Origin of the sequence: Desulfacinum hydrothermale DSM 13146 (assembly GCF_900176285.1) — a bacterium.
Taxonomy (GTDB): Bacteria; Desulfobacterota; Syntrophobacteria; order Syntrophobacterales; family DSM-9756; genus Desulfacinum; species Desulfacinum hydrothermale.
Window position 1 is genome coordinate 45972 of the sequence record NZ_FWXF01000019.1, and the last position, 25353, is coordinate 71324.

At 58.5% G+C, this 25353-nt stretch carries 23 protein-coding genes; 7 read left to right on the top strand and 16 right to left on the bottom strand.

The genetic code is table 11. The features are described 5' to 3' along the window. Positions 1 to 76: 76 nt before the first annotated feature. The 5 genes from B9A12_RS14110 to B9A12_RS14130 all read left to right on the top strand — a co-directional run bounded on the left by B9A12_RS14110 (position 77) and on the right by B9A12_RS14130 (position 7382). Positions 77 to 1219 carry an iron-containing alcohol dehydrogenase gene (locus tag B9A12_RS14110; protein WP_084058748.1) on the top strand — a complete coding sequence of 381 codons (1143 nt, stop codon included), beginning with the start codon at positions 77 to 79 and terminating at the stop codon, positions 1217 to 1219. Then, complete coding sequence (locus tag B9A12_RS14115; protein WP_084058749.1) at positions 1219 to 2412, top strand: two-component system sensor histidine kinase NtrB; 1194 nt, start codon at positions 1219 to 1221, stop codon at positions 2410 to 2412. The genes B9A12_RS14110 and B9A12_RS14115 overlap by 1 nt, the downstream gene beginning before the upstream one ends. Further along, complete coding sequence (locus tag B9A12_RS14120; RefSeq protein ID WP_084058750.1) at positions 2409 to 3794, top strand: sigma-54-dependent transcriptional regulator; 1386 nt, start codon at positions 2409 to 2411, stop codon at positions 3792 to 3794. Before B9A12_RS14115 ends, B9A12_RS14120 begins: the two co-directional genes overlap by 4 nt. Positions 3795 to 4113: 319 nt before the next feature. Beyond that, positions 4114 to 5280: an iron-containing alcohol dehydrogenase gene (locus tag B9A12_RS14125; protein ID WP_084058751.1), complete on the top strand. Its 1167-nt coding sequence runs from the start codon at positions 4114 to 4116 to the stop codon at positions 5278 to 5280. A gap of 365 nt (positions 5281 to 5645) precedes the next feature. Beyond that, positions 5646 to 7382: an aldehyde ferredoxin oxidoreductase family protein gene (locus tag B9A12_RS14130; protein ID WP_084058752.1), complete on the top strand. Its 1737-nt coding sequence runs from the start codon at positions 5646 to 5648 to the stop codon at positions 7380 to 7382. A 276-nt stretch (positions 7383 to 7658) separates the two neighbouring features. On the opposite strand, the gene B9A12_RS14135 is transcribed toward B9A12_RS14130, so the two are convergent. The 16 genes from B9A12_RS14135 to B9A12_RS14215 form a co-directional block, all read right to left on the bottom strand. Beyond that, a complete protein-coding gene (locus tag B9A12_RS14135) occupies positions 7659 to 8069 on the bottom strand; it encodes a response regulator (protein WP_170920623.1) in 411 nt (136 codons plus the stop codon). An 85-nt stretch (positions 8070 to 8154) separates the two neighbouring features. After that, positions 8155 to 9405, bottom strand: a complete 1251-nt coding sequence (locus tag B9A12_RS14140; protein WP_170920624.1) for an MBL fold metallo-hydrolase — start codon at positions 9403 to 9405, stop codon at positions 8155 to 8157. A gap of 151 nt (positions 9406 to 9556) precedes the next feature. After that, positions 9557 to 9976: a hypothetical protein gene (locus tag B9A12_RS14145; protein ID WP_084058755.1), complete on the bottom strand. Its 420-nt coding sequence runs from the start codon at positions 9974 to 9976 to the stop codon at positions 9557 to 9559. Between the two features lies 1 nt (position 9977). Continuing rightward, a complete protein-coding gene (locus tag B9A12_RS14150) occupies positions 9978 to 10268 on the bottom strand; it encodes a hypothetical protein (protein WP_084058756.1) in 291 nt (96 codons plus the stop codon). Between the two features lie 7 nt (positions 10269 to 10275). After that, a complete protein-coding gene (locus B9A12_RS14155) occupies positions 10276 to 10503 on the bottom strand; it encodes a hypothetical protein (protein WP_084058757.1) in 228 nt (75 codons plus the stop codon). Between the two features lie 20 nt (positions 10504 to 10523). Beyond that, the gene (locus B9A12_RS14160) at positions 10524 to 10991 is read right to left on the bottom strand and encodes a hypothetical protein (protein WP_084058758.1); all 468 of its coding nucleotides are present in this window, start codon (positions 10989 to 10991) and stop codon (positions 10524 to 10526) included. Positions 10992 to 11006: 15 nt separating this feature from the next. Then, positions 11007 to 12419 carry a CaiB/BaiF CoA transferase family protein gene (locus B9A12_RS14165; protein ID WP_084058759.1) on the bottom strand — a complete coding sequence of 471 codons (1413 nt, stop codon included), beginning with the start codon at positions 12417 to 12419 and terminating at the stop codon, positions 11007 to 11009. Position 12420: 1 nt separating this feature from the next. Then, the gene (locus B9A12_RS14170) at positions 12421 to 13908 is read right to left on the bottom strand and encodes a CaiB/BaiF CoA transferase family protein (RefSeq protein ID WP_170920625.1); all 1488 of its coding nucleotides are present in this window, start codon (positions 13906 to 13908) and stop codon (positions 12421 to 12423) included. A 751-nt stretch (positions 13909 to 14659) separates the two neighbouring features. Then, positions 14660 to 16894 (bottom strand): sigma 54-interacting transcriptional regulator, encoded by a 2235-nt coding sequence (locus tag B9A12_RS14180; protein ID WP_084058762.1) that lies wholly within the window; start codon positions 16892 to 16894, stop codon positions 14660 to 14662. A gap of 1014 nt (positions 16895 to 17908) precedes the next feature. Beyond that, a complete protein-coding gene (locus tag B9A12_RS14185) occupies positions 17909 to 19444 on the bottom strand; it encodes an HDOD domain-containing protein (RefSeq protein ID WP_170920626.1) in 1536 nt (511 codons plus the stop codon). Between the two features lie 342 nt (positions 19445 to 19786). Continuing rightward, on the bottom strand, positions 19787 to 20794 hold the full coding sequence (locus B9A12_RS14190) for a tRNA dihydrouridine synthase (protein WP_084058764.1): 1008 nt from the start codon (positions 20792 to 20794) through the stop codon (positions 19787 to 19789). Positions 20795 to 20834: 40 nt separating this feature from the next. Next, entirely contained in the window at positions 20835 to 21167 is a 333-nt protein-coding gene (locus B9A12_RS14195) for a ferredoxin-thioredoxin reductase catalytic domain-containing protein (RefSeq protein WP_084058765.1), read from the bottom strand. Next, positions 21164 to 21415, bottom strand: coding sequence for a glutaredoxin family protein (locus B9A12_RS14200; protein WP_084058766.1), 252 nt, complete (start codon positions 21413 to 21415; stop codon positions 21164 to 21166). Before B9A12_RS14200 ends, B9A12_RS14195 begins: the two co-directional genes overlap by 4 nt. A 160-nt stretch (positions 21416 to 21575) precedes the next feature. Beyond that, positions 21576 to 22316 (bottom strand): amino acid ABC transporter permease, encoded by a 741-nt coding sequence (locus B9A12_RS14205; protein ID WP_084058767.1) that lies wholly within the window; start codon positions 22314 to 22316, stop codon positions 21576 to 21578. Further along, a complete protein-coding gene (locus tag B9A12_RS14210; protein ID WP_084058768.1) occupies positions 22313 to 23134 on the bottom strand; it encodes a transporter substrate-binding domain-containing protein in 822 nt (273 codons plus the stop codon). The genes B9A12_RS14205 and B9A12_RS14210 overlap by 4 nt, the downstream gene beginning before the upstream one ends. Next, on the bottom strand, positions 23131 to 23970 hold the full coding sequence (locus B9A12_RS14215; protein WP_084058769.1) for a TIGR02757 family protein: 840 nt from the start codon (positions 23968 to 23970) through the stop codon (positions 23131 to 23133). The genes B9A12_RS14210 and B9A12_RS14215 overlap by 4 nt, the downstream gene beginning before the upstream one ends. A gap of 179 nt (positions 23971 to 24149) precedes the next feature. Between B9A12_RS14215 and B9A12_RS14220 the strand changes: the two genes are divergently transcribed. Together B9A12_RS14220 and B9A12_RS14225 are read left to right on the top strand one after the other, a co-directional pair. Then, positions 24150 to 24959 carry a 4Fe-4S binding protein gene (locus B9A12_RS14220; RefSeq protein WP_084058770.1) on the top strand — a complete coding sequence of 270 codons (810 nt, stop codon included), beginning with the start codon at positions 24150 to 24152 and terminating at the stop codon, positions 24957 to 24959. Between the two features lie 128 nt (positions 24960 to 25087). Further along, positions 25088 to 25353 (top strand): transposase (locus B9A12_RS14225; protein WP_170920627.1); only part of this gene is annotated, 266 nt, incomplete at its 3' end.

Consider the following 25353-nt stretch of genomic DNA (forward strand, 5'->3'; position numbering starts at 1 on the left):
GATGAGTAGCTTTTAAACTTACTATGACCCAAGAAAAAGGGCAAGTCCGCACCGCCGAGGTTTTCAGGAGTTGTTCATGGAAATCACGAAGTTTTCGATCCCGGAAATCATCTTTGGACGCGGTGCCCTAAAATATGCGGGACTGTGTGCCAAACGCCTGGGGGCGGAAAAGCCTATGGTGGTCAGTGATCCCGGACTTCACGAATGCGGATGGGTATCGCACCTATTGGAGGTGCTCGCTGGAGAGGGATTGGAATGGTGTTACTTCGAGGACGTCGTCAGCAATCCCCGGGACACGCAGGTTGCCCATGGCGCCCTGTTCTACGCTGAACATAAAGCAGACGTCATTATTGCCCTTGGTGGCGGAAGCCCTATGGATGCGGCCAAAGGCATTGCCGTCGTGGCCAGCAATGGGGGGAGCATTCAGGACTATGAAGGCGCCAACCGAATTCACCGTCCTTTGCCTCCCATGGTTTTTCTTCCTTCCACCGCGGGGAGCGGGTCGGATATTTCTCAGTTCGCCATTATTACGGATACACGTCGGCGTCTCAAGATGACCATTGTCAGTCGAACGCTCGTTCCCAACATCTCCATCATTGACCCCAATGTGCTCACCACTAAACCCCGCTACCTTGTCTTAGCTGCCGCCGTCGATGCTTTGGCCCATGCCATCGAATCCTATGTGTCCATTATCGCCTCCCCCTTCACAGAACTCCAGTCTCTCAAAGCCATTGAAATGATCAGCATCCATTTGCCTCGGGCTGCTCAAGAGCCTACTTTGGAAATTCTGGAATCCCTGAGCATTGCCAGTACCGCCGCTGGGATGGCCTTTAGCAATGCCAGCTTGGGAGCGGACCACGCTTTGGCCCATTCCCTTGGTGGTATGTTCGATATACTTCACGGGGAAGTGCATTCGGTGTTGTTGCCGGCTGTCATGAGATTCAACATGGACGCCGCCTTGCCCAAGATGGCTCAGATCGGGAAAATTTTGATCGGGAAAAATCTACGAAGCGAGCGGCAAACGGCCCAGGCGGGTATTGAAGCCCTGGAGCATCTATTTGCTTCCCTGGGAATGAAACAATGCCTTCGAGATTTGGTTCCTGAGCCTTCCCATTTGCCACAACTGTGCCGCATGGCGGCCCAAGATGCCTGTTTGCTGACCAATCCCAGACCCGCCAAATGGGATGACCTTTTGGCCATTTGTGAAGAGGCGTGGTGATGAAAACATCTCCGTCCATAGAAGACCTGATCGGCATCGAGTATTCCAAGCTAGGGTTTTTCCGCGAAGCCCAGGAAAAGATTACCCAACTCAGGGCTTCTACCCGAGAATTAGAACGACGACGCCAACAGATCCAAGCCATCCTGGACGGCATTACGGACGTTATGGCGGTGATAAGTCCTGAGGGACGAATCACCTCGGTCAATCACGTATTTTACGACGTATTTGAGAAGGTTTCCCCAGTGGGGCGCATCTGCCATCAGGTGTTTCGAGACAGCACGAGCCCTTGTGGACGGTGTCCAGCCCGTATTGCCCTTAAATCCAACCGGCTGTGTCGTCAGGAACACGTCCTGACCATCGCCGGTGTCCCGCGCCACTTCGAAATCACGGCTTCCCCATTGAGAGACCCCCACGGGCATCCGTGTCACGTTCTCCTGCTGAAAAGAGACGTCACGGTGGAGCGGCAGTACCAGGCGAAGCTGAGCCACGCTGAAAAAATGTCCGCTGTGGGGCTGCTGGCTGCTGGCGTAGCCCATGAAATAAACAACCCATTAACCGCTATCCTGGGATTTGCTCAGGCGATCCTAAGGCATCTTCCCGAAGCTCGGAACCGAGTGCCAGACGATTTCGGCGTCAAGCTGGAGGAGTACATGCAGATCATCCTGGAGGAATCCACCCGTTGCCGAGAAATCGTACAAAGCTTGCTCGCCTTTAGCCGGCCCCATTCGGGCAGCCAGTCACCTGTGAATCTCAATCAGTGCGTGCAGGAGACGCTGAAGCTTGTGCGGTACCGCATCAAAGAAGACCCCAAGGTTCGCCTCCAACAAGAGCTTGACGAGAGTCTACCGCCAATACTTGGGGCACCTTCCGAACTCAAACAGCTGTTTCTCAACCTTCTGCTTAATGCCTTGGATGCATCCCATGAATCGGGGATAACCGTGCTCGTACGCACTTATGTTCGGGATGATGAAAGGATATGTCTTGAAGTTCAAGACACCGGATGTGGAATGCATCGGGAAAGTCTTCCTAAGATTTTCGATCCCTTTTTCACCACCAAGCCCGTTGGCCAGGGCACAGGAATGGGACTTTCCATGTGCTATTCCATCGCTCAGGCACACAATGCTTCCATCGAGGTGGAAAGCAAACCTCACAAAGGATCCACTTTTCGAGTTGTGTTCGGAAAAATACCATGAGCCCAATGCGTGTTCTGCTTATAGATGACGAATTGTACATTCGAAAACTGGTAGAAAAAGAACTGACCGCTCCACACCGAAGGATTGTCACGGCGGACAGTGCGGCCGTGGCTAAAAGACGCATCGCAAAGGAAACCTTTGATGTCGTCGTGGTGGATATTCGACTTCCCGACGGCGACGGCATCGAACTTTTAAGCTTCTTTCGACAAACATTCCCTGACGTGGAGGTCATCCTGATCACGGGCTATGGCACCGTGGAAAGCGCTCTCAAGGCCATGCGACTGGGCGCCTACGACTACATCACCAAACCCTTCGATTTGGAGCGGCTTGAACTGGTGCTGGAAAAGGCCTTTGAACGGGTGTGCCTTAAGAGAGAAAACCGCCGACTACTGCACGGGCACAAGGACATGGGTGCTCCCCGCCTTGTGGGCCGATCTCCGGCCATGCTTCACATCACCCAGCTGATCAAAAAGGTCAGCCCTCACCCCACATCCGTGCTCATCACCGGAGAGTCCGGGACCGGCAAAGAGGTTGTGGCGCGAAACATCCACGCTCTAAGCCTGCGGGCGAAACGTCCTTTCGTCGTCATGAACTGCGCGGAACTGCAAAAGGATCTACTGCGCAGCGAACTGTTTGGCTATATCAAAGGAGCCTTTACCGGAGCCATGGAGACACGCGACGGCCTGATCTACCTTGCCGATGGAGGCACCCTGTTTCTTGACGAAATCGGGGACATGCCCATGGAGCTCCAAGGGGCTCTTTTGAGAGTCCTGGAAACCAAGAAGTATCGACGGGTCGGAGACCAACGAGAACGTCATGTGGACGTGCGATTCCTCTTTGCCACTCACCGAGACTTGAATGCCGAAGTGAATGCGGGCCGCTTTCACGAGGCTCTCTATCACCGCCTGAACGTTTTTGATATTCATCTCCCACCTTTGAGGGAACGACGTGAGGAGATCCCCCTGCTGGTGGAGCATCTTCTGGGGGTTCTGGGGCAGCCAGGAACCTCCTACACAGTGCCCGATGAGACCCTTGCTTATCTCATGAGTTATCACTGGCCGGGGAACGTTCGGGAGCTTCGCAACGTCCTCGAACGCTGTCTGATCCTCAGCGAAGATCGGGTTATCCTCCCCATCACCCTTCCCTCGGAGTTGGTCCAAGTGGCACATCCCTCGCGTAGCGCCGCTTTCTCATGCCAAACCCTCCAAGAAGTGGAACGACACCACATTCAAAACACTTTGGCGCACTTTTCGGGGAATAAGACCGAAGCCGCTCGAGCCCTGGGGATCAGCCGCCGAACCTTGTATCGCAAAATGAAAGCCTACGGCCTCAATGGTATTGAGAACAACTTGGCACAGATGCCAACCCATGTGACAACATGACACACTTGTGCCCCTCTACGGACAAAAGGAGCCACCTCCATAACCGCCCCATACAATGGATCCCGGGCATCCCCCAAAAGGTAATTTACTGTTTTTATATGAGAAACAGAGACAAAAACGTGATTCAGGCCCCTTACAACTTCCTTCTCGTCTAGCCAACTTGACACAAGCTCCAATCCTAAATTTTCATAACTGAACCGCAACTAATTGTTTTCACTAAATTTTATGTGTTGGCATCTATCTTGATTATTTGACGGGTGCGTGCCTTCGCAGGGAAGGCCTGGTGGAAGTGTTTCCAAAGCACAGAAGGAGGCAAGTCATGGCGGTTCAAGAACAAGTCTATGGGTTTTACATTCCGACGGTCACCTTGATGGGCATTGGGTCTCACAAGGAAATCGGAAATCAGATCAAGGTCCTTGGAGGCAAGAAGCCTTTTTTGTGCACAGACAAGGGGATTGTGTCCGCGGGCATTGCGGACCAAATCTCCCAGTTGATCAAAAAAGACACCGGCCTGGATGTGGTTGTCTTTGACGAAACGGTTCCCAATCCCACGGATGTGAACGTGCACGATGGGCTCAAGGTGTATAAGGACAACGGCTGCGACCTCATTATCTCACTCGGCGGTGGCAGCGCCCATGATTGCGCCAAAGGTATCGGGATCGTCGCCACCAACGGCGGCCACATTCGCGACTATGAAGGCATTGACAAATCCACTAAGGCCATGCCGCCTTTCATTGCGGTGAATACCACGGCTGGGACGGCCAGCGAAATGACTCGATTTTGCATCATTACGAACACCGACACCAAAGTGAAAATGGCTATTGTGGACTGGCGAGTAACTCCAAATGTGGCCATCAATGATCCCCTCCTTATGATGGGCATGCCCCCGGCGCTCACGGCCGCCACCGGCATGGACGCGCTAACTCATGCCGTGGAAGCCTACGTGTCCACCATTGCCACCCCCGTAACGGACGCCTGCGCCCTAAAGGCCATCGAACTCATTGCCCAAAATTTGAGGGCGGCCGTGGCCAACGGATCCGATATGGAAGCGCGCGACAAGATGGCCTATGCGGAATACTTGGCAGGGATGGCTTTCAATAACGCGAGCTTGGGCCATGTGCACGCCATGGCGCATCAGTTGGGAGGATTTTACGACCTGCCACACGGAGTGTGCAACGCCATTTTGTTACCTCATGTACAACGTTTCAACATGATTGCCAAGATGTACCGCTTTGCCGACATTGCCGTCTCCATGGGAGAAAACATCACTGGGTTGTCCGTGCGTGATGCGGCTGAAAAGGCTTTGGAAGCTATCACGACTCTCTCTCGGGATGTGGGAATTCCCCGGGGGCTCAGCGAATTGGGTGTTAAAGAGCAAGACATTCCCATCATGGCGGAAAACGCCCAAAAGGATGCGTGCGGCCTAACCAACCCCAGGTGCCCGACTTTGGAGGACGTGGTTCAGATCTACAAAACTGCCCTGTAAGCTTGATATTTGAAACCGACTTGTAAAGACGTACGTCGACGAAGCTGTAGCTTTATGATCCGCCCGTCCCCGATTTCCTCCCGTTCGGGAATCGGGGATCTTCTTTCAATTTAATTGCGTGTTGTGAGGCAATGGGGCAATACCCACCGCGAGCGTTATGCCTTTTTTGGCAGATTTACACGCTTTCTAAAAATCGTTACAAAGGACCAGGATCTTCGGACGATCCCGCAGGCCGTGCGGGACGGCCCACCCCCAGGAAACGGAGTCGTGCCCGCACATCGGCCGCTTTGTGGGGGCCCGATAAGGACCGTACGACGCGCATCACCAACAATTTCATCCCGTCCCTCACCTAGAAGGAGGAAGCCATGGACAAGATTTTGCGTATTGACATGGGAGCCGAAGGAGGTCCCAAGGTCACAGTGGAACCCGTGGGCGACTATGCGGGACTGGGGGGGCGTGCCCTCACCTCGGCCATCGTGTCCAAGGAAGTTCCGCCCACCTGCCATCCCCTGGGTGCCCAGAACAAACTGGTGATCGCTCCGGGCCTTTTGAGCGGCAGTGCGGGGGCCATGAGCGGGCGCATTTCCGTGGGATGCAAGAGCCCGCTTACGGGCGGAATCAAGGAGGCCAACGCGGGCGGTCAGGCGGCACAGGTGCTGGGGCGCCTGGGATATGCGGCCATCGTGCTGGAAGGCAAACCCCAGGACGGCGCCCTTTACAAGGTCTTCATCAACAAGGACGGCGTGAAGGTCCTTCCCGCCGACGACCTCAAGGGATTGGGCAACTACAAGACGGTGGAAAAGGCCAAGGAAGCATTCGGTGAGAAGATCGCCTGCATCTCCATCGGTCAGGCGGGCGAGATGAAGCTGGCCGCCGCTTCCATCGCCTGCACCGATCCGGAGCTCCGGCCCACGCGCCACGCGGGTCGAGGCGGCGTGGGAGCCGTTATGGGATCCAAAGGGGTGAAGCTCATCGTCTTGGACGACGCGGGCATGTCCATGCGCTCTCCCAAGGATCCGGAAGCCTTCAAGGACGCCAACAAGCGTTTCGTGGAAGGACTTCGCAAACACCCGGTGACGGGAGAAGGCCTTCCCGCCTACGGGACCAACGTGCTCACCAACGTGATCAACGAGGCCGGCGCTTACCCCACCTACAACTTCAAAGAAGGCCGGTTTGGCGGCGCCGCCAAGATCAGCGGGGAGACCCAGGCGGAGACGGAAAAGACCCGGGGCGGCAACCCCACCCACGGCTGCCACCGCGGCTGTGTCATCCGTTGCTCGGGGATCTACGTGGACAAAGACGGCCACTATGTGACCAAGCAGCCCGAATATGAAACCGTCTGGGCCCACGGAGGTAACTGCGGCATTGACGATCTGGACGCCATCGCCCAGCTGGATTTTCTCGATGACGACATCGGCCTGGATACCATCGAAATGGGCGCCACCATCGCCGTGGCCATGGACGCCGGGCTGGCCAAGTTCGGCGACGCCCAGGCCGCCATCGACCTGGTCAAAGAGGTGGCCAAAGGCACGCCGCTGGGACGCATCCTGGGAAGCGGCGCGGCGGTTACCGGCAAGGTCTTCGGTGTGGAGCGCGTGCCGGTGGTTAAGGGACAGGCCATGCCCGCCTACGACCCCCGGGCCGTCAAGGGCATCGGGGTCACCTACGCCACCAGCACCATGGGCGCCGACCACACGGCAGGTTATGCCGTGGCCACGAATATCTTGAAGGTGGGCGGCGACGTGGATCCCCTGTCTCCCCAAGGCCAGGTGGAACTGTCCCGAAACCTTCAAATCGCTACGGCGGCCATCGATTCCACGGGCATGTGCCTCTTTATCGCTTTCGCCATCATGGATCAGCCCGAAACCTTCCAGGCCCTGATCGACATGATCAACGCCTTCTACGGTCTGAACATGACCGCGGACGACGTGACCGAACTGGGTAAGAAGGTGCTGTCCATGGAGCGGGAGTTCAATCAAAAGGCCGGCTTCACCTCCAAGCACGATCGCCTGCCGGATTACTTCAAAAACGAACCCGTCCCGCCGCACAACGTGACCTTCGACGTGTCGGACCAGGAACTGGACCAGGTCTTCAACTGGTAAGCAACGGATAAGGGGGCGGTTGCAAAACCGCCCCACCCGTTGACCAAAGCTTCATTGGCCGTGGGCTCCGCCACTCCCCCCATCCGGCATCGTGGATCAGGGGGGCAACCCCATCCAACGAAAACAAGGCATCTTGTAAGATCCTGCCGGGGCCCATGGTTCCCCGCGCCCTCCCCCCGCTCTGTGCCCATCCCAAACCTGCAAGTATCTCCCTCGAGCCGACGGGCGGAGCGCTCCGATCACGGCAGACCGACTTGGCCAAGAGGGGGCAACATTTCAGGAGGGACGTTCGGCGTTTTTGTCGGATAGCTTCGAAGAAACGGTGGGGCTGGAGTCTTGCGGAAAATCCGCCAGGATGTGGCGCACCATGGTTTCGATTTCCCATGGCGCATAGGGCTCCACCACACACCCGTAGACGCCCGCCTCCATGGCTTCCCGGATGAGCGGGCGGCTGTCGCGCCGGCACAGCACAATCATGCGACAGCCCGAGCACGCCCGCTGAATCCGGCCGTACAGCGTGGGCCCGTAATGGTGAATGATCCCGCTGTCCAGAAACACGATGCCCCGTTTGGACTCCGAGAGTCCCTGAAAGAGATCCCCTTCCGTATCCACGTTCCGGGTTCCGTACCCGCACCGGGTCAGGATCTCCACCACATGGTCACGCGCCTCCGGTTGGGATATCCACACAAAAATCGTGGGTGGCTCCCTATTTAAGGCCATCGGACTCAAATATCTTTCGTCCCGGTACCCTCCAAAAGGGCGCCGGCGGAATTTAACGGGATGGACTCTGGGTCGACTCCTTTTGAGCCTGCGCCTTTTTCAGAATCTCCTCCTTGAATCGACCCACGAACTCTTTTTGAAAAACCTCGATATCCAAAGCCTCTTCCTGGCGCCCGGAAAGATAGAGCGCCATTGCCTTGTACATCTGCACGTCCTGGAGAGCCGGGTTTTCCCGTAGCAATGCATCGAACGCATCCAGCGCTTCGTCGTAGCGCTCCAGGCCCATGAGAGCGTAGCCCCGGGCGGTTCTCAGGAAGACCGGGTCGGCCTCCTGGCAGGAGGCGGCCAAGGCTTCCAGTTCCGAGACGGCGGCCAGGGATTCGTCGAAGCGCCCCATGTCATTGAGGCACATGACCTTGATGCGCAGGGCCTGGGCGTCTTGGGGCTGGAAACGCAGGGTCTTGTCCGCGCAATAAAGGGCCTCCACCAGCAGCCCCTTGGCGATGAGGTGCCTGGCCGCCACCTCACAGGAAACCTCCCCCTCGGCCCCGATCATGTGCTTGATCATCTCTTCGTAGCTGGCCTCGATCACCCGTTTGCCCAAATCCTTGACCGGCCAGCCGTGGCCCGGAAGCAGGTGCGAGACCGGAAGATCCAGGAGCCGGCGCAGAGAAAAGAGCAGATGATCCAGGCGGCCTCCTGCGTGTTTGTCCGGTGCCGACAGGCCGTGGGGCAAAACGGCGTCGCCGCTGAACAGAACGCCGGAGTCCCGGTGGTACAAGCAGATTCCGTCCGCCGTATGACCCGGGGTATGGATCGCCTCCAGTTGAAAGCGCCCCGTGGACAGGGTCTCCCCTCCTTGAATCAGGCGAACCGGCAGGCCCAGTTCCTCCAAGTTTTTCTTGAGTTCTTCGGGGCCCGCCTCGTGTAAGATCGCTTCCATGGTGCCCTTTTCACGGATCGCCTTGTACTTGGCCAGCTCCAGAACCCCCATGGCATGGTCGAAGTGGCCGTGGGTGATCCAGACCTGTTTGACCTTCTCCGGATCGAACCCCAGGTCGAAAAATTGCAAAAAGGCCGTGTAGTCGTTTCCCGGGTCAATGACCGTCAGGCCGTCGTCTTCCACCACGTAGATATTGGAAGAAAAATCATAGCCCTGCAGGAAGAGCGTTTGTCGCAACAGGTCCGTCTGATCTTCAAAAAGTTCCGACAATCGCGTCCACGGTTGGGTGGCCTTTTCCTGGTCGTAGGGCGTGCACTTCATGGCGTCGTCTCCAGCAGAGCGCGGCAGGGGCTGCATCATGGGATCCTTTCGCTCCTCTTGGATCGTGGGTTCAGTGGACTGCCATCCAAGGCTCAGGACGGACACTCGATTCATGGAGGTGGGGGGTGCAACGGAAGCGGCCCTCCGCCGCCGGCCCCGGGCCGGCGATGGAGGGCCCGCCTTCATACGCTTACGGGGCCGCGTAAGGAACAGAGTAACTGAGTTTCATCTTCTCCGCGGGCCACCACTTGGTCTTCTTCTCTTCACCGGGATAGACATCCTGTTCATTGACCTTGCTGATGACCAACTCAATGAAATGGAACTCGGTGAGCTCGTACTTGGTGATCACTTCGGGGGGCAGCAACACGGCGTATCCCGTCTCCTTGGAGGTTTCCCAGCGGAAATCCTCGTTGGGTTCCGCCGTCTTCTCCCCCTTGGGGTTGTAAACGGCCAGAAGCCTTCCGATCACCTTGTCGCCCGGCTTCACCTTGAAGTCGTTGTAGACGTCATCGGGCAGGTACCACCACAGGGCGCGGTACCCCGTCTTCACGTACCCCCTGACCAGCATGGGGTCGAATCCACACACACTCACTCGGCATTTTTCGGGCATGCTAACCCTCCTTGTTGAAGGACGCCCGCAGGTCCCTGGCCTGTCCATAGCAAAAGTCTAAAAAGTCGCTCACCTGCTGGTCCGTCAGCTGATCGGTCACGTGCATGCGTTGAACGAAGGGGACCATGTATTCCTCGATCTCCTGGACGAACTCCAGAACCAGGAAGTCGTTGTCTCCTTCATCGCCGGCCATGCCCTCATAGCTGGCCTTCCAGGTGAGCACCATGGACTTGAGGTGCTCCAGCTCCTGCGTCGCCATGATCCGTGCCTGTTCCAAGGTAACGTTCGCCATGGTTCCCCTACTCTTTGGCCTCAAAGGCGTAGCACTTCTTGACCACGTTGAAATCCGCCACGCACCAATAGTGGGGCCAGTGGATCTTTTTGCACCAGCCGATGATGTCCGCCGGCGGAAACTTGGAACCCTTGAGCACGGGTTTCAAATGCGCACACTGCCAGCAAATATGGTCAGATTGCTTTTCCGGCACCAGGACGGTGTCCAGAAATTGTCTTGGAGTCAGCTCTGCCATGGTCGCACCACTCCTTTCTTTTACCAGTCACCCACTTCGCCCTTTTTGACCTTTTCCTGGTACTCTTCCCACACCTCGGGCGACAGTTTCTGGATATCCCACGTGAAACCGCAGGATCCCGCCACTCCCGTGGACGGGGGCTGCGGGCGCCAACCGCGGACCGGGCGACCCCGAGCACTGAACTTCACCATGTCGGCCTCACCCAGGTAAATATGGCGAGGCAGGCAGTTGTAGGGCCGGGTCTTCCCCTCGGTGCCGGGCAGAATCTCCTCGTAGCCCTCGTTGGGCTTGTCGGCATAGACGGGCAGGATGTCCTCCTTTTCCCCGGGCTTTTTCTCCGGTCCTTTGTACATGTGCCCCTGGATCATGTAGATGTAATACACGTTTTCACATCCGGCGCACTTGATCTTCCCCTCCCAATTCCAGAAGTAGTAGGGGTCGAGGTAGTTCACCGTATCGCAGTCTTTGCACCAAATGATGTCACACATAGGCCGTTCCTCCCTCTAGATGAGGTTCTTTTCGTACCACTGCTCGACCTGGCTCATGGGGTAGCCGAGCATTTCGTGATAGATCTTCACGTTGTCGGCCCCCACCGGGCGCCAGATCCAGTTGACCCGGCGCGGGGTCTTGCTCATGAGACCACAGCTGTAGCCGCTATGGATAAGCACGTCGCCGAAGACCGGATCGTCCAGCCACCGGATGGTGCCCCTTTGACGGAAGTGCTCGCTTTCGTACACCTCCTTGTCGTTCATGACAGGCATGGCCAGGAGTCCCGCGTCGGTCAGGGTCTTGACCACTTCCGAGCGGGTCTTGTCGGCGGCCCAGTCCTCCAAGGCCTTGTAGATGACCATCTGGGCTTCGGGTTTCACGCGATCCTGGAGGGTCTTGTACTGATCCCACAGATCGTTTCGCCCCACGATGGCGCACAGTTCCTTGAAGTCCGGATCGTTGAAGGCACTCACCACCACATAGCGGGCTTCATATTTCAGCTGCGGGTTGGCCTCGTCGGGATAGTCGCTCTTGCCGCACAGGATGATCCCGTGGACGCACAGCTGGGTATCCCAGTTGCCCCAGCGCTGCCGCACGATGCCGAACCGGCCATACAGGGGCGCCGCGTAGCCCAGACACCGGGTGGCCGCCTGCACCTGGGAAAACTCGATCATGGTGCCAAGACCCGTCTTGCGACGCCAATAAAGGGCCGCCAACATGGCCACCGTGATCTGGGTGCCCGAATACCAGTCGATGCACCAGTTGGAATGCTTGGTGCAATGGCCGCCGAAGTCTTCATGGAATCCCGTGACGCTGGCAAGGCCTGCGTGGGCCTGGCCCAGGATGTCGTAGGAACCGCCGAAGACCTTGGGGCCGTAGCCGAAGCCGCCTCCCCACACATAGATGAACCGAGGATTGAGCTCCTGCAGATACCGGTAGCTCTGTTTCCACCGATCGAAGGTGCCGGGTCGGTAGCATTCGGTGAGACCGTCGGAGAGCTTCACCAGCCGGTAGAAGGCCTCCTTCATCTCATCCACGTGGTAGTCCATGGTGATGTAGTATTCGTTGCTGTTGGCATTGGTGAAGCCCAGACCCGTTCCCGTCATGGGGCGGCTGTCATGGAGAGGATAGAGGTAGCATTCGTTGAACGGCGAGGTATGGCGCATGGGATCGCCCATGCGGGGCATCTCGATCTTGATGCACTCGGCCCCCAGTTCCGCCAGGTTGGCCACGGAGTGGGGCGTGAAGATATACATGGTGGTGCTGAGCCACCGGATGCCCTTGAGGGATTCCGGCTTGGTCTTTTCCTGACCCGGAGCAAAGACCTTGCGGCACCACTCTTCATAGGGCATCTTCATCTCTTCCAGTTCCCCCTGACTCTTGGGCCCTGGCAGATCCTCGATTCGCGTCACACGCTGATCTTTCATCTTAGACCACTCCTTGTTCCTTGAGTTCCCTCAGTTCGCTCTGCCCCAAGCCGATGTATTTCATGAAGATCTCGGCGTTATCTTTGCCCAAGGGGCGACCCAGCCATTTGACACGACCCGGGGTGCGCATCTGGTAGGCGGTGGTGGACTCGGAATACATGAGGGTGCCGTATTCCTCATCTTCCAGCACGTTCACCCACGGCCGGTACTTGAAGTGTGGGAACTCGGCCACTTCGTCGATGTAGAGCAGCGGCCCGGCCGCGATCTCATACTGCATGAGCTTTTCTTCGGCCTCCACGCGGTTGATGTTCCTCAGCCACATGGTGGTCATGGTGTAGGTCTTGGTGAGTGCCTGGAGCGCGTTGCGGGCGGCCATCTCTTTGAGGAGCGGGTCTTCATGGATGAGACGCCCGAAGATGGGCAGCTCGCGCTCGATGCACATGCCGATGCGGTACCAGAGGCGGTCCGTCTGGCCACCGATCATCATGTAGCCGTCTTTACAGGGGTTCCAGGCGTACTGGTTCAGGTTGGGATCCCAACCGCCCGTGCGGGCCTTGATGCTCTTGTTGAACCCGTACCAGGTGATATCGAAGTCCAGGATATCCATCAGGGATTCGGCGGCCGTGGTTTCAATGAACTGGCCTTCGCCGCTGAACTCATCGCGCCAGTAGAGGGCCGCCAGGGCGCCCACGGCCGTTTGCTCCCCGGCCACGTAGTCGGCGAACCACACGCCGGACTGGGTGGGGTCGCCGCCTTTTCCGCGAGGCAGCAAGTCCTCGGGAAAGCCCGTGTTGTGAATGAAGGAACAGGCCGCCTGGCCGAAGGGATCGAGCATCCATTGTCCGAACTTGGACACCTTGTCCTTCATGGGGCCCCACTGGCCGTGTTCTCCGATCCAGCAGTAGACGAGCCGGGGATTGATTTGGGAAAGCTGCCGGTACCCGATGCCCAGTTCATCCATGTATCCCGGCGGATACTCTTCGATGAGGATGTCGGCGTGTTCGGCCAGCTTGGTGTAGAGCTCCCGCCCCTTTTCGGTCTCCAGGTTCAGGGTGACCGAATAGGCGTTGCGGAGTTCATGGATGAAGTCCAGGCCGCACTTATCACCGTTCTTGTCTTCCAGCATGTATTCTTCGCGCCCGAACGGGGTGAGCTTACGGAGCGGGTCGCCCTCGGGCGGCTCCACATTGATCACTTCCGCCCCCAGCTCGCCCAAAAGCCCGGCGCCAAACTTGTGGCCCATGCGCCACTGACCACATGACAAAACCCGAACCCCTTGCAGGGCCTCGGGTTTGGCCGCGGCATAGTCGATGCGAAGGTTGTCCTCACACCACTTGCCGAACTCTTCCGCCTTCCTCCTGGCATAGACCGCCGCCACCTCTTCCTGAGAAGGAGGCGGAGTCACCGGATAAGGCCGCACATCGGGCCCCATCAATGGAAGGGTGTCCTCCCGGCTGTTGATTTCCACTTCCCGGATTTTCTGCGCCATGTTTTGACCTCCCGTGGTCCCATTACCGTCCATACCCCAAACCACTTCTCGCGCCGCCCGCGCCGCTGGAGGGGGTGTTAGCGCCGCGCGGGCTGTCTTTGGCTCATCGGGCCCTCTCCCACCTCCTTTCCGTATTGATCTGGTGTGCCCTGGGGGATCGCATGCATCCACCGGACACCGGTCCCTTTCCGAACGGGTGCAGCCCCCGTGGGCCTCCGCCCCCAGGGAAACGGTCGCTGGGGGCGGGGCGCTGCCCCCTCAGCGGATTCCCGCACGGCCCCTTCCCGCACGGCCCCATGGGCCGGGGATTTTATGCTGGGGTCCGGCGTTCGCCGTTAATCCCTATCAATGTGGAAAGAACGCACATGGGATGGAAAGAGCATACGAGATCAGAAAAGATCCAAATGGAGTTGGAAAGCGCACCCGAAGGGTCCACCACGCAGGCACACCGCAGGGATCGTGGGAACTGGCACCGCAGGTTCCTCTTCCAGGGTCACAGCTTGCTCCCTAGCATTGTCAAGATTCGCGCCAAAGGGAGCGCGGATCTTTGTGTTTCATTTCACAGCAAAATTTTGCCAGCCGTCTAGGCCCCTTATGCGCCAAAACGCCCCGGCGGCCCAGGCCTTTCCCGACCGCAGGACGGGGCCCCCACCGACCGCAATGCGACCCCATCGGCTCAAATATATCCCTAACATATGGATTATGCTACATGTTCTTCCTCTGTATCGAATGCGACGGTCCTGTCCGGATTCTAGACGGCCGGGTCGGGCCGAAGCCCGTAGCGCTGGATCTTGCTATAGAGGGTGCTGCGGCTCACCTGGAGTTGGCGGGCCGCCTGGTGCTTGTTCCAGCGGGTTTGACGCAGCACCTTGAGCAGAAGCCGCTTTTCGTTTTCGGCCAGGGAGATGGCGGGAGTGGCATCGTTGATGTCTTGCAAGAACCGGGGCAGGTGCTGACGGCGAACCACGGCGTCCTGGGCCAGAATGACCGCATGGCTCACCGCGTTTTCCAACTGGCGCACATTCCCCGGCCAGTCGTAGTCCATGAGGGCCTGGAGGGCGGCGGAAGAAAACCCGCTCATTTTCTTGCCCTCCTTGGCGTTGTATCTTTTCAGGAAGTAGTGGCTGAGCAAGGGGATGTCCTCCTTGCGCTCCCGCAATGGAGGCAGATGGATGGAGATGACGTTCAGGCGGTAATAGAGATCGTCTCGGAACCGCCCCGCCTCCACGTCTTCCAGGAGATTACGGTTGGTGGCCGCCAGTACCCTCACATCGGCCTGCAGGGTCGTTTCCCCTCCGACCCGTTCGAATCGGTGGTCCTGAAGGAATCTCAACAGAAGCACTTGAGTGGCCGGGGCGATGTCTCCGATCTCGTCCAGGAAGAGGGTGCCGCCCTGGGCCCGTTCGATGCGTCCCATCTTACGCCGGATGGCCCCTGTAAAGGCCCCTTTTTCGTGGCCGAAGAGCTCGCTTTCCAGCAATGTGGGCGAATAGGCATTGCAATGGGCCACGACGAAAGGACCTTTCTTGCGGTGGCTTCGATTGTGGATGGCTTGAGCCACCAGCTCCTTGCCTGTTCCGTTCTCTCCGGTGATGAGCACCGTGGCATCCGAGGCCGCCACCAAATCGATGAGCTCATAGATCTTCGCCATGCACTTGCTGCGGCCGATGATCCCATCGGGATGGGACACATCCATGTCTTGGATGCTTTTGCTGCCCGGGACCGTCTCTTCCAGGACCAACGCCCTCAAGTGATCCGAAAGCTGTTGGAAGAAAGCGTCGGCCATGTAGGCAAAATCTTCGAAAAGAGCCGCCTTCTCTTCTTTCAAAAGGATGTAATAGCAACCGGGATTGCCGGCCGAGCCCACACAGCCCATGGCGGCCACCTGAAAGGGCGCCACCAGGCATTGCACATCCTCTGCCACACGGTCCGAGAGGGCCAGGGTCTTTCCTGCTTTTCGAGTTCTTTCCAACTCACGGCCCAAGCGAGGCAGATCTTTCCAGGAAATCAGGGCCTTGACCACCCTATCCAGCTGTGCCGCGTCCTCGCCGCCTGACCTCCTGAAGGGAGTCACCAGGCGACCGGATGGATCCAAGAGAAGAAGTTTCAGATGGGAGCCGCCGCAAAGGCGTTCCAGGTCCTGGGAGATGCGCACGACCAGGTCCTGAAGAGAGCGGGTCTTGCGAGCGTTTGCCACCATCCGGTGAAAGTCCTGGTAGGAAGGAGAGCGAGCGGTCCCCGTCTCGGCCACGCCCCCTTGGCAGATCTCCGATGAAGCAAGATGGGGCTCCATCCCCGCCACCAACAACCGTCCTCCCTCCATGACCAGGCGGGAAAGTCGCACTGGCCGGTCTCCCGGCGCTCCGTTTGTCTTCAAGGCGCAATAGCCCTCCCTTTGTCCCGCCATCAAGTCGGGGATGGGACACGGTCGGTCCTTATCCCCACAAGGACGGTCCCGGCCGGCCAGCAGCCGATAGCACGCCTGGCCAATGCCCAAGGGAGGGCGCAGACGGCGATTGCGATGGAAGGCCTCGTTGGCATAAATGATGATCCGCGTCTGGGGTTCCACCACAAAGATCCCATCGGGGGCGGCTTCGGTCAGAGCCTCGCAGAGACCGTGGGTCTCTTGGGCGCCTTTCCTAGCTCCGTTGCGCCCCGCCTCCCGGATCACACCCAACACCACGGGAGGACTCGAGCCGGGAAGCACACTGAGCAGGGCTTGCCCCACTGTGGATCCCTGTTGAGTCTCTCGCTGGAAATTCAGTGCCTTTCGGCTGGGTTTTTCAACAAGCCGAAAGAGCTCTTCTTCGTTCAAGACAAACCCCGCTTCGCGAAGCCCCGTCGCCACGCTCCGATGCAGGGGTTCCATCGGGGACCGACGCAATAATCTTCGCGCTGCGCCATTCATATAGACAAAGCGGAGCCGATCATCGGCCAGAAAGATTCCTTCCGACAGGTTGTCGAAGAGGCGTTCCCAGGAGTTCATGGCTCAACCCCTGCGCAGGCTAAAGGCGTTTCTTGTTTGGAACCGGACTCAAGCCCCTTCCGGGGCGCTCCCAAGACGAGAACCTTGAATTCAATAAGATGCCGATCTTCGATCATCACGGCGTCATGTCCATAGATGGATGACAAGCGGCGTCCATACCAAATGAGCTACCATTGACATCTTAAGCAGTTAGCCATCAGGACCGACGCTCTAGCACAACTTTCATAAGCGATCAGATCTTCCGCTGCTGAAGCTTCTGGTTCCTCCGGGTGCGACAAGGATCAGGATCAGCACAGCGCATGAGAAGTGGAGTGGGAGCGCATTTTAAGTTCGTGAGATTGTTCCAATCATGGCACCCCAAAGGGATCCTGTCAACATCCGGATCCGGGTCTTGCACGTGGGATTTGAGGCAGGTCCCCCTTGGGAAGCATCAAAAGACCATCTTGCGCTCCCAGGCCATTCACCGCCCCCTTCCGTATGAAACATTCACCGGGCGCCTGCATCAAAGAAAGAGATCTAGGAGCCAGCCTGCCAATGGCCTCTTGGCCTTTTGGGCCTTTCTGACAAGTGCAATTCAACTGTGCCATGTGATGTTTCTTGAGCTTTGTAGGGGCGGGTTCGGAATCCGGCCTTTCGCCAGGAACGCCTTGGATTGTGTTCGGCCATGGGCCAATGCACAAGGGGCCCCCAGCTCCCGAGGCCGCCTGGCGTGTTGCCATGGATGCGGGATTCTTGTGGTTTCATGAATCAAATGGATTGTTGAAAGGATCGGACACAGAGGCAGAGCGCGCATCGCCATGGAGGCCTTCGGGACAGAAGGCGGCCTTTGGCGACGACGTGGTTGAGAGATGAAACCCCGGCGAATCGGATGGAAGGCGGCGGGGATTCTTGCTTCCTGGCCTCGGAGCTCCGTTTTTAGCTTTTCCTGCGAATCGCGCCTTTCCCTGGTATCCCGAAGCCCTTTCATGCCGGTTGGGCCGGCCGCCGCAGGCCGTTTCTCCCCGAGCCCCCAGTTCAAATACCCAGTTGTTCCATGGCCACCGAAGCGCACCGCCACAACCGAAGGAACCCCTGCATGCTTTCCTCGTCCAGGGACCGGCCCGTTTCATGACAGTCCGCCCCGATGAGGCCCACGGGGCCTTCCCGGCCCATGATCCGGCCCAAGACAAAATCCCGGCTTCCGAAAAACTGCATGACCTCAGGCCCCACCAAGCTCTTGATTTCTTCCGGGCTCCCGTCGTGGACCCAGATTGGGTCGGGACGTTCCAGACAATATGCGAACAGGTTGCGATACGTGGCAAGGGGAACCATGAGCCCTTTCAGGCCTGGATCAAAATCCCCGTACAGCTCTTTCACCTCCAAAAACCGCCCCCCCGAAACCACGCGCATCAACGCCACACGGTCCAGGCCCGCTCCTTGGCGCAGGCCCTGGGCCACAAGATCCCAAAGGGCGCGGGAATTTCTCCGGCTTGCATCCATGAGGAGGGCGTGGATCGCATCCATGATTTCCAGTTGCCGGGTTGCATCGGGTTTGCGCGCGACGGCAGCGGGCCGTGGGGACTCCTCAGGGGACGCCCCCGGGCTCGTCATGGCCTGGGCATGCTCGGCGTCCACCGTTCGCACCCCTTCCTCCCCGAACATGACCAGATCTTCGCCGTCCAGTCCATAGGCCTGCCCCCACCGGTGGGTCCACTGGGCGGCTGCGTCCATCATGCGCCGCATGTTCATCTGGGATATCTTGAGCTCATCGCCGACTCTCTCACGAACGGCCAGAACGCCTTTCCCTTCCGCATCCTCAGCCAGGGCCCGCGTCAGGTCGCGAGCCAGACAAACGCACTTCACTCGCAGATTGCCTGTGTCGCGCTTCCGGGCCACCTTCTCCAACAGATCGCCCAGCTTCCAGTCCGCGGCCATCTTGGCCGTCACCGTGCGGGCGGCAAACCCCAGTACCTTTTGCTCCACTTCTTCCTGGCTCGCCAACCCGTGCCGCTCCAAGTTCTTGTGGAGGGCCACAATGGACGAGACGGGGAGCACCCCCAGCAGGTGGATGAGGCCGATGTCGGCCAGCAACCCCGCGCAATAGACCTCTTCCGGAGCGCCATCCCGAATGGTTTCGGCAAACCATTGCGCCAACAGGGCCTGATGGTAGGACAATCGCACATGGCTCTGAATGCTCTTGAGCCGTATACCGCTGAAGCACTCCTCCACGAACCGCAACGCCGCGCACAGGTGGCGCAAGGCGTCATAACCCACCACGACCACCGCCCGCTGGACCGTGCTGATCTTCTGGATACCGGCGGAGTAGAAGGCGCTGTTGGCCGTCCGCAGGACACGAACCGTCAAGAGAGGGTCCATGGCAACGGCCTTGGCCATCTCCGTGGAGGAACTCTTCACCTGGGACAGAACACGGGCCACGGACAGGACCGACTGGCGGAAGACGGGAAATTCCTCACGCCCAATGTGGCGAAACCAGTAGTTGGGTCCCCGCGGAACAGATAGCTTTTCCTCGGTCTGCGGGGTGGTGGGCACCCCGGTCTTATCGGCCGTCACGCCTTTTCTCCACAATCTACCAGCAGATGATCCAAGAGTCCGTTACAGCCCCGTGGCACCCAGCGCTTCCCCCTGCGCTGGCCGCTGCCGGGCATCCACATGGCCGGGCCGGTCTCTCTGCATCCCCCATAGTCCCTGGGAAGCCCCAAGGCGTCGCCTTGGATTCAAGCTTCCCGTGGACAGGCTCCTGCGGGTCGCACGCCGGAAAAAAGAGGTCTCTTTCCCGTGGCCCCAAGGGTCCGTCGGGGCACGGGCTCGGTCCTCTTCGCATGGGACGTTCCACGCGCTGATGGCAGCAGGTGCACGTCCCAGTAGTTCAATCGGCAAAAGAAGTCTACACATTTAGTATGAATTTAGGGGGCGCAGGGGATAGTGGGGAAATTTTTCTGAGGCCAGAAGCACGCAAGCTCGCCGTACCATCTCTTTGGGGGTCTTTTGCCGTCGGATCTGGCCGAAATAATGGGTGCCGTAAGGGAAATTCTGGCACAGCCAAAAAAAGAAGAGCCGCAGGCGGTTGTCGTGGAGCGTCTCCGGCAGCCATTGCTGCAATAGATCCCAGTAGAGCCGGATCACCTCCACGGGCTCGGGAGCGGGAGGCAGGACGCCTCCCTGCGCGTAGGCATGGATATCCCGAAAGATCCAAGGTCTCATGAGAGCGGCGCGGCCCACCATGACCGCCCGGCAGCCTGTGCGCTCCATCATCCGCAGGGCATCCTGGGGGGAGAAAATATCGCCGTTTCCCACCACCGGCAGGCTCGTGCGACGGACCACGCAGGCGATCTCCTCCCAACGCGCCGGGCGTTTGAAAAGATCCTGGGGCAAGCGGGGGTGCACGACCAACGCGTCCACGCGGGCGTGATGAAGCATTTCCAGCCAGCGGTCCCACACTCCCGGGTCGGACCGGTCGGGCGTTCTCATCTTCACCCCAAAAGGCCTTTTCAGGACACTTCGGGACGCCGTGAGGATCTCCCGGCACAGATCCATCCGGTTCAGCAGGCGCGCCCCCCACCCGTAGCGCTGCACCGCTCCCCGGGGGCAGCCCAGGTTGAAATCGAAAAGGTCAAAGGAGCCCATTGCCTGGAGCCTCTGATAAGCTCGGCGGATCTTTTCCGGGTCGTTTCCGGCCACCTGGGCCGCCAAAGGGCGATCCCGGACCCCCACGAGGCAGTAGGGATCCCGGCGCGGATCGTGGGCGCAGAGCGCCCGGGAATTGAGCATTTCGGTAAAGAAGAGGCCGCATCCCCCAAAGTGGGCCACCAGCTCTCGAAAGGCCACGTGGGTGTGGCCCGCCATTGGGGCGAGCACCCAGGGGGGATCCACCTTGAGACCGGCGATTTCCAGCGGGGTCATGGCCTGTGTGCTCGGTTAGGAGCCATCTTCTTGGAGGATCTCACGCGAACTTTTCCGCCGGCCGGCGTTCCGGAACATACACATGGGGAACCGTCTCCGCGTTCCAGTCCGCCGAGACGTACAGCCCGCAATAGCAACTTCCGTATTCGGCCACATCCGGCTCGCGGTATTCACAGGGGCAGATGATGTCCCGATCCTTGTCCCGGTCCCCGGTGGCGAGTCGGCACGGACACACCATGTAGCCGTATCGGTTTTTGTTGACCAGCAGGCCTTCCAACAGGGGCAGTGTGGTCCCCTCCAAGTCCTTGTTGAATTGATACCCCTTGGCCTCCTGGATGGGCTTCAGCTTTTCATAGAGTTCCTGTGCCGTCATCTCTTCAGTGCCTCCTCAATTTCGTCCTTTCGAAATCCCACGATCACCTTGTCGTCGATGACGAGGGTGGGAAAGGTGCAGTTGGGATTGACTTGCCTGACCTCTTCCAGAACCTTTTCCCGTTCTTCGCCCTGCAAGGCATCCACATCCACACAGTCGTAGTCCACACCGCAGTCCTTCAGGTATTCCTTGGTGTTCCGGCAATGGATGCACGTGGTGAGCGCATAAAGTTTGATCTTTTCCGCCATGTCCGATTCCTCCTTCGCATGGGAGCCAGCATGTCACCGTTTTCGATCCAATCCTCCACTGGATCCCAGGTTAAGGATTTCTGGAGGAGTAAACAAGAATCCCTTCACAAAAAAACGCGGTCCCTTCCCATCCGGTCCCGTGGAACCACGGCTTGTAAGTCTATTGGTGCCCGTTGTTCAGCTTCTGCTCCAACCGCTGCGTTATGTAAGATAGAGGATAGGTGAGCACCAGGTAGAGGACAGCCAGGGGCAGGTAGGCTTCAAAGGTTTTGTAGGTGGTCGCGTTGACCACTTCGGACGCCTTGGTCAGCTCCCGAACGGAAATCACCGAAAGCAGCGACGAATCCTTGATCAGAGAAACAAACTGGCCCGTGACCGGCGGAATGATCCGGCGGAAGGCCTGGGGGAAGATGACGTAACGCATGGTCTGGCGCTCATTCAATCCCGTGGACTTGGCCGCTTCCACCTGCCCGGGGTCCACGGATTCGATGCCCGCCCGGACCATCTCGGTGATGTACGCCCCCGAGAAGAAGGCCAAGGTCACCATTCCGATCACCATGGGGTTGTCGTAGCGGATCACAGCCGCCAGGCAGAAGTAGAAGATGTAGATCTGCACCAGCAGCGGCGTCCCGCGAAAAAGTTCCACGTAGTAGCCCGCCAGGGTTCGGGTCACCACGTTGTTGGATACTCGAGCCAGGCCGCCCACTACCCCGATGATAAAACCCATGCAGATGGCACCCACGGACACCAGCATGGTGTTCACAAAGCCCCACAGAAACAGGCTGCGGTACCTCCAGGGCACCCACCAATTCCAGGGATAGTCCAGCGTGGCCAGAAAAAGGGCCAATGCCCCCAGGACACCGGCCCCGATCAGAATCCTGACTAAAGACGGTCGCGTCATTTCTTAAGGATGTCCCCCAAGTGCTTTTGAAAGATCTCGTCGTAGCGGCCATCGGCCTTGATGGTTTCCAGAAAAAGGTTGAGCCATTGGAGAAAATCGGCGTCCCCTTTGCGGATGGCGATGGCAAAGGGCTCATAGGTGAACGGTTTTAGAAGAGCGATGGTGCTGTTTGGATTTTGTTTGTGGTGCTTGGCTATGGAGATCTGATCGTAAAAGAAGGCATCAGCACGGCCTGTGACCACTTCCCGCACACAGGCCGTCTCATCCTTGAAACGGTTGATAGTGGCCTTGGGAAAGCGCTTGGACGCCACCAGGTCCCCCGTGGTGCCAGTCTTTACGGCCAGGACACGTCCCGGGGCGTTCAGTTGATCCACCCGGTTCACATCGGAAGCCCTTTTGACACTGAGCAGGGCGCACAGGCCGGTGACGAAATAAGGATCGGTGAAACTCACGGCTCGGGCCCGGGCCAGGGTGCGTGTCATGCCCGAAATGACCAGATCCACCTTCCCGCTCTGAAGCGAGGGAATGAGTCCCGTCCATTCAATGTCCTTGATCTCTAGCTCCACGCCCAGTTCCTTGGCGATCAAGCGGGCCATGTCCACATCGAAGCCGATGGGCTGGCCCTTTTCGTCGGCGTACTCAAAAGGAAAGTATTCCACTTCCATCCCCACGATCAGCTTGTTTCTTTGCAGCACTTGATTGAGCGTGCTGGCCCGAAAGATATCGTGGGTCGTCAGAGCTTGGGCCTCTCCCCAGGCCGGCAGGCAGGCCAAAACTAGAGCCAGTAGCATCAATGCCATGCATCGTCCCATCTTCATGCATCACCTCCCTGTGATCCACCTGAACTCCAATCCTTCAATTGGGTTTCCAGCCCGACCCCATGGCGCATCCCCAAACGCGTTAGAGCGAAATCGTAGCGCACGGGATCCGTCGGCACCAGTCGGGCAAACCCCTGGGTGATCTCCCTGGCCGCCCGGCCGTCCGCCTGTTTGCGGCACGTGAATCCCAGGCATCGCCCGATCCGGAACATGTGGGTGTCCAGCGGGATCTGCAACTGATCCGGCCTGAGACAGTTCCAGCCACCGGGATCCACATTGTCCCATCGAACCATCCACCTCAGAAAGAGGTGAAGGCGCTTGCAGGCGCTCCCCCTGCGGGGCAAGGGGAGTAGCCTTCCGGCTCCATGCTGCTCGCCCTGTCTTCCAAGAGTGGCCGCAAAAAGATCCAGGGCTTGCGCCATGTCTTCGCCCTTTTCCCGGCACGCCCACTCCATGCAGGCCTCCAACGACCCATAACGCCGCAGCACGCGTTGGAGTCCCGCCAAAAGCCCTCCCATCTGCCGCGCGTCGAAGAACCGGTATCGAAATCCAGCGGTCCAGCGCCGAATGTGGAATTCGCCCGCATTGAGAAGACACTGCGCCGGGTTCGGGCCCAGCCACCCCAACACCCGCTCCACACAGCCGGCGATAGCCTCCACCCGGCCCACAGCCAGGGACGAAGCAATCAGCGCCACCACCTCTCGGTCCTCCGGCCGGTGGTACCGGTGCACGAACATGAGCGGATCCGGCGGGACATATCGGCGATCATTGAAACGATGGTAAATCGTCTCCAGGAATTCCGCAATGCGGGCAGAGCCTTCTCCAGGTGGTTTCATCCGGTTTTGTCTCCTTGATCCGATCCGTCCAGCCGGGCATCTTGGTGCCGAAGTCGGCCCCCATGGGGAATTTTTTGACTCAGGTCAATGCCCAGGCACCCTTGAGCTCTTAACATCAGAGGCACAGACAGGCAACCGGACTGGCCCAAACGGCTGGAAACGAAAAGGGAGGAGGAGCCATGGAATGGAGTCGGGAAGCGTCGGATGCGGTTTCGCGTGCTCCCTTCTTTGTTCGGAAGAGAATCCGAAAGCGGGTGGAAGAGGAAGCGCGGCGGCAGGGCGCCCGGGCGGTGTCCCTGGCCCACGTGCGGGCCGCTCAACAAAAGTATCTCCAGTCCATGGAGCGAGAAGTGAAGGGCTACCGCCTGGAGGCCTGTTTCGGCCAGAGCGGTTGTCCCAACCGGGTTCTGGACAGTACCTCGCTCATGGACAGGCTGAAAAGACTTTTGGACGCCAAGGATTTCCTCGCTTTCCTCAAAAGCCGTGTGGAGGGACCCCTCAAGTTTCACCATGAATTCAGGGTGATCCTTGCGGATTGTCCCAACGCCTGTTCCCGGCCCCAGATCGTGGATATCGGTATCATTGGTGCCCAGAAGCCCACTTTGGCAGAGGGGGAATGCACGGGCTGCGGTGCTTGTGTGGAGGTATGCCAGGAAGGCGCTTTCTCGCTGGAGCCGGGAAGCTTCATCGTGAATTGGCACAGGGAACGCTGCGTCTATTGCGGCCAATGCCTCGCTGCATGCCCTTCGGGGGCCCTCCAGGCCCAGGTCACGGGCTACCGCCTCCTTTTGGGCGGCAAGCTGGGCCGCCACCCGCAACTTGGCCGGGAGCTGCCCGGGATTCTGGACGAGGACCAGGTGGTTCGAGTGGTGGAGCGCTGCGTGGATGCCTACATGGCGGAACCGGTGGACCGCTTTTCCCGCTTCGGTGAGTTCCTCAACCGGACGGACTGGGAAAAATTCCTTCCGAACACCCTGGGATTGACCTAGGAGCTTGTCCGAGAATTCATGTCAACTGTATTTGCATGTGATCTATAAAGTCCATATTCATTTGACAGATCCATGCCGTTGTGATAAGAATTCACCTAATCTAGCATGCGCGCATGGGGGAATCTGTCATGGCTCGTTTCAAATACGACCCAACTCAGTTTCGCCAACGACAATTGTTTCCAAGTTCCGTATTTGATCTTTTGCCGAAGGATCACGCCTGTTTCGTTTTTGACGAAATCCTGGAACAACTCGACGTATCCAGTGCGGAAGAGGGCTACAGCTTTATTGGGCAGAGAGCTTATCCTCCCAAAAGGTTGCTTGCGATTCTCATTTATGCTTACAGCCATGGCGTGTTCAGTTCGCGTAAAATTGCAAAGAAGTGCACCGAAGACCT

Bases quoted from the DNA above. Each gene is read 5' to 3' on its own strand.
- B9A12_RS14110 (WP_084058748.1), top strand. From the start codon at position 77: ATGGAAATCACGAAGTTTTCGATCCCGGAAATCATCTTTGGACGCGGT.
- B9A12_RS14115 (WP_084058749.1), top strand. From the start codon at position 1,219: ATGAAAACATCTCCGTCCATAGAAGACCTGATCGGCATCGAGTATTCC.
- B9A12_RS14120 (WP_084058750.1), top strand. From the start codon at position 2,409: ATGAGCCCAATGCGTGTTCTGCTTATAGATGACGAATTGTACATTCGA.
- B9A12_RS14125 (WP_084058751.1), top strand. From the start codon at position 4,114: ATGGCGGTTCAAGAACAAGTCTATGGGTTTTACATTCCGACGGTCACC.
- B9A12_RS14130 (WP_084058752.1), top strand. From the start codon at position 5,646: ATGGACAAGATTTTGCGTATTGACATGGGAGCCGAAGGAGGTCCCAAG.
- B9A12_RS14140 (WP_170920624.1), bottom strand. From the start codon at position 9,405: ATGATGCAGCCCCTGCCGCGCTCTGCTGGAGACGACGCCATGAAGTGC.
- B9A12_RS14145 (WP_084058755.1), bottom strand. From the start codon at position 9,976: ATGCCCGAAAAATGCCGAGTGAGTGTGTGTGGATTCGACCCCATGCTG.
- B9A12_RS14150 (WP_084058756.1), bottom strand. From the start codon at position 10,268: ATGGCGAACGTTACCTTGGAACAGGCACGGATCATGGCGACGCAGGAG.
- B9A12_RS14155 (WP_084058757.1), bottom strand. From the start codon at position 10,503: ATGGCAGAGCTGACTCCAAGACAATTTCTGGACACCGTCCTGGTGCCG.
- B9A12_RS14160 (WP_084058758.1), bottom strand. From the start codon at position 10,991: ATGTGTGACATCATTTGGTGCAAAGACTGCGATACGGTGAACTACCTC.
- B9A12_RS14165 (WP_084058759.1), bottom strand. From the start codon at position 12,419: ATGAAAGATCAGCGTGTGACGCGAATCGAGGATCTGCCAGGGCCCAAG.
- B9A12_RS14170 (WP_170920625.1), bottom strand. From the start codon at position 13,908: ATGGCGCAGAAAATCCGGGAAGTGGAAATCAACAGCCGGGAGGACACC.
- B9A12_RS14180 (WP_084058762.1), bottom strand. From the start codon at position 16,894: ATGAACTCCTGGGAACGCCTCTTCGACAACCTGTCGGAAGGAATCTTT.
- B9A12_RS14190 (WP_084058764.1), bottom strand. From the start codon at position 20,794: ATGACCCCGCTGGAAATCGCCGGTCTCAAGGTGGATCCCCCCTGGGTG.
- B9A12_RS14195 (WP_084058765.1), bottom strand. From the start codon at position 21,167: ATGACGGCACAGGAACTCTATGAAAAGCTGAAGCCCATCCAGGAGGCC.
- B9A12_RS14200 (WP_084058766.1), bottom strand. From the start codon at position 21,415: ATGGCGGAAAAGATCAAACTTTATGCGCTCACCACGTGCATCCATTGC.
- B9A12_RS14205 (WP_084058767.1), bottom strand. From the start codon at position 22,316: ATGACGCGACCGTCTTTAGTCAGGATTCTGATCGGGGCCGGTGTCCTG.
- B9A12_RS14210 (WP_084058768.1), bottom strand. From the start codon at position 23,134: ATGAAGATGGGACGATGCATGGCATTGATGCTACTGGCTCTAGTTTTG.
- B9A12_RS14215 (WP_084058769.1), bottom strand. From the start codon at position 23,970: ATGAAACCACCTGGAGAAGGCTCTGCCCGCATTGCGGAATTCCTGGAG.
- B9A12_RS14220 (WP_084058770.1), top strand. From the start codon at position 24,150: ATGGAATGGAGTCGGGAAGCGTCGGATGCGGTTTCGCGTGCTCCCTTC.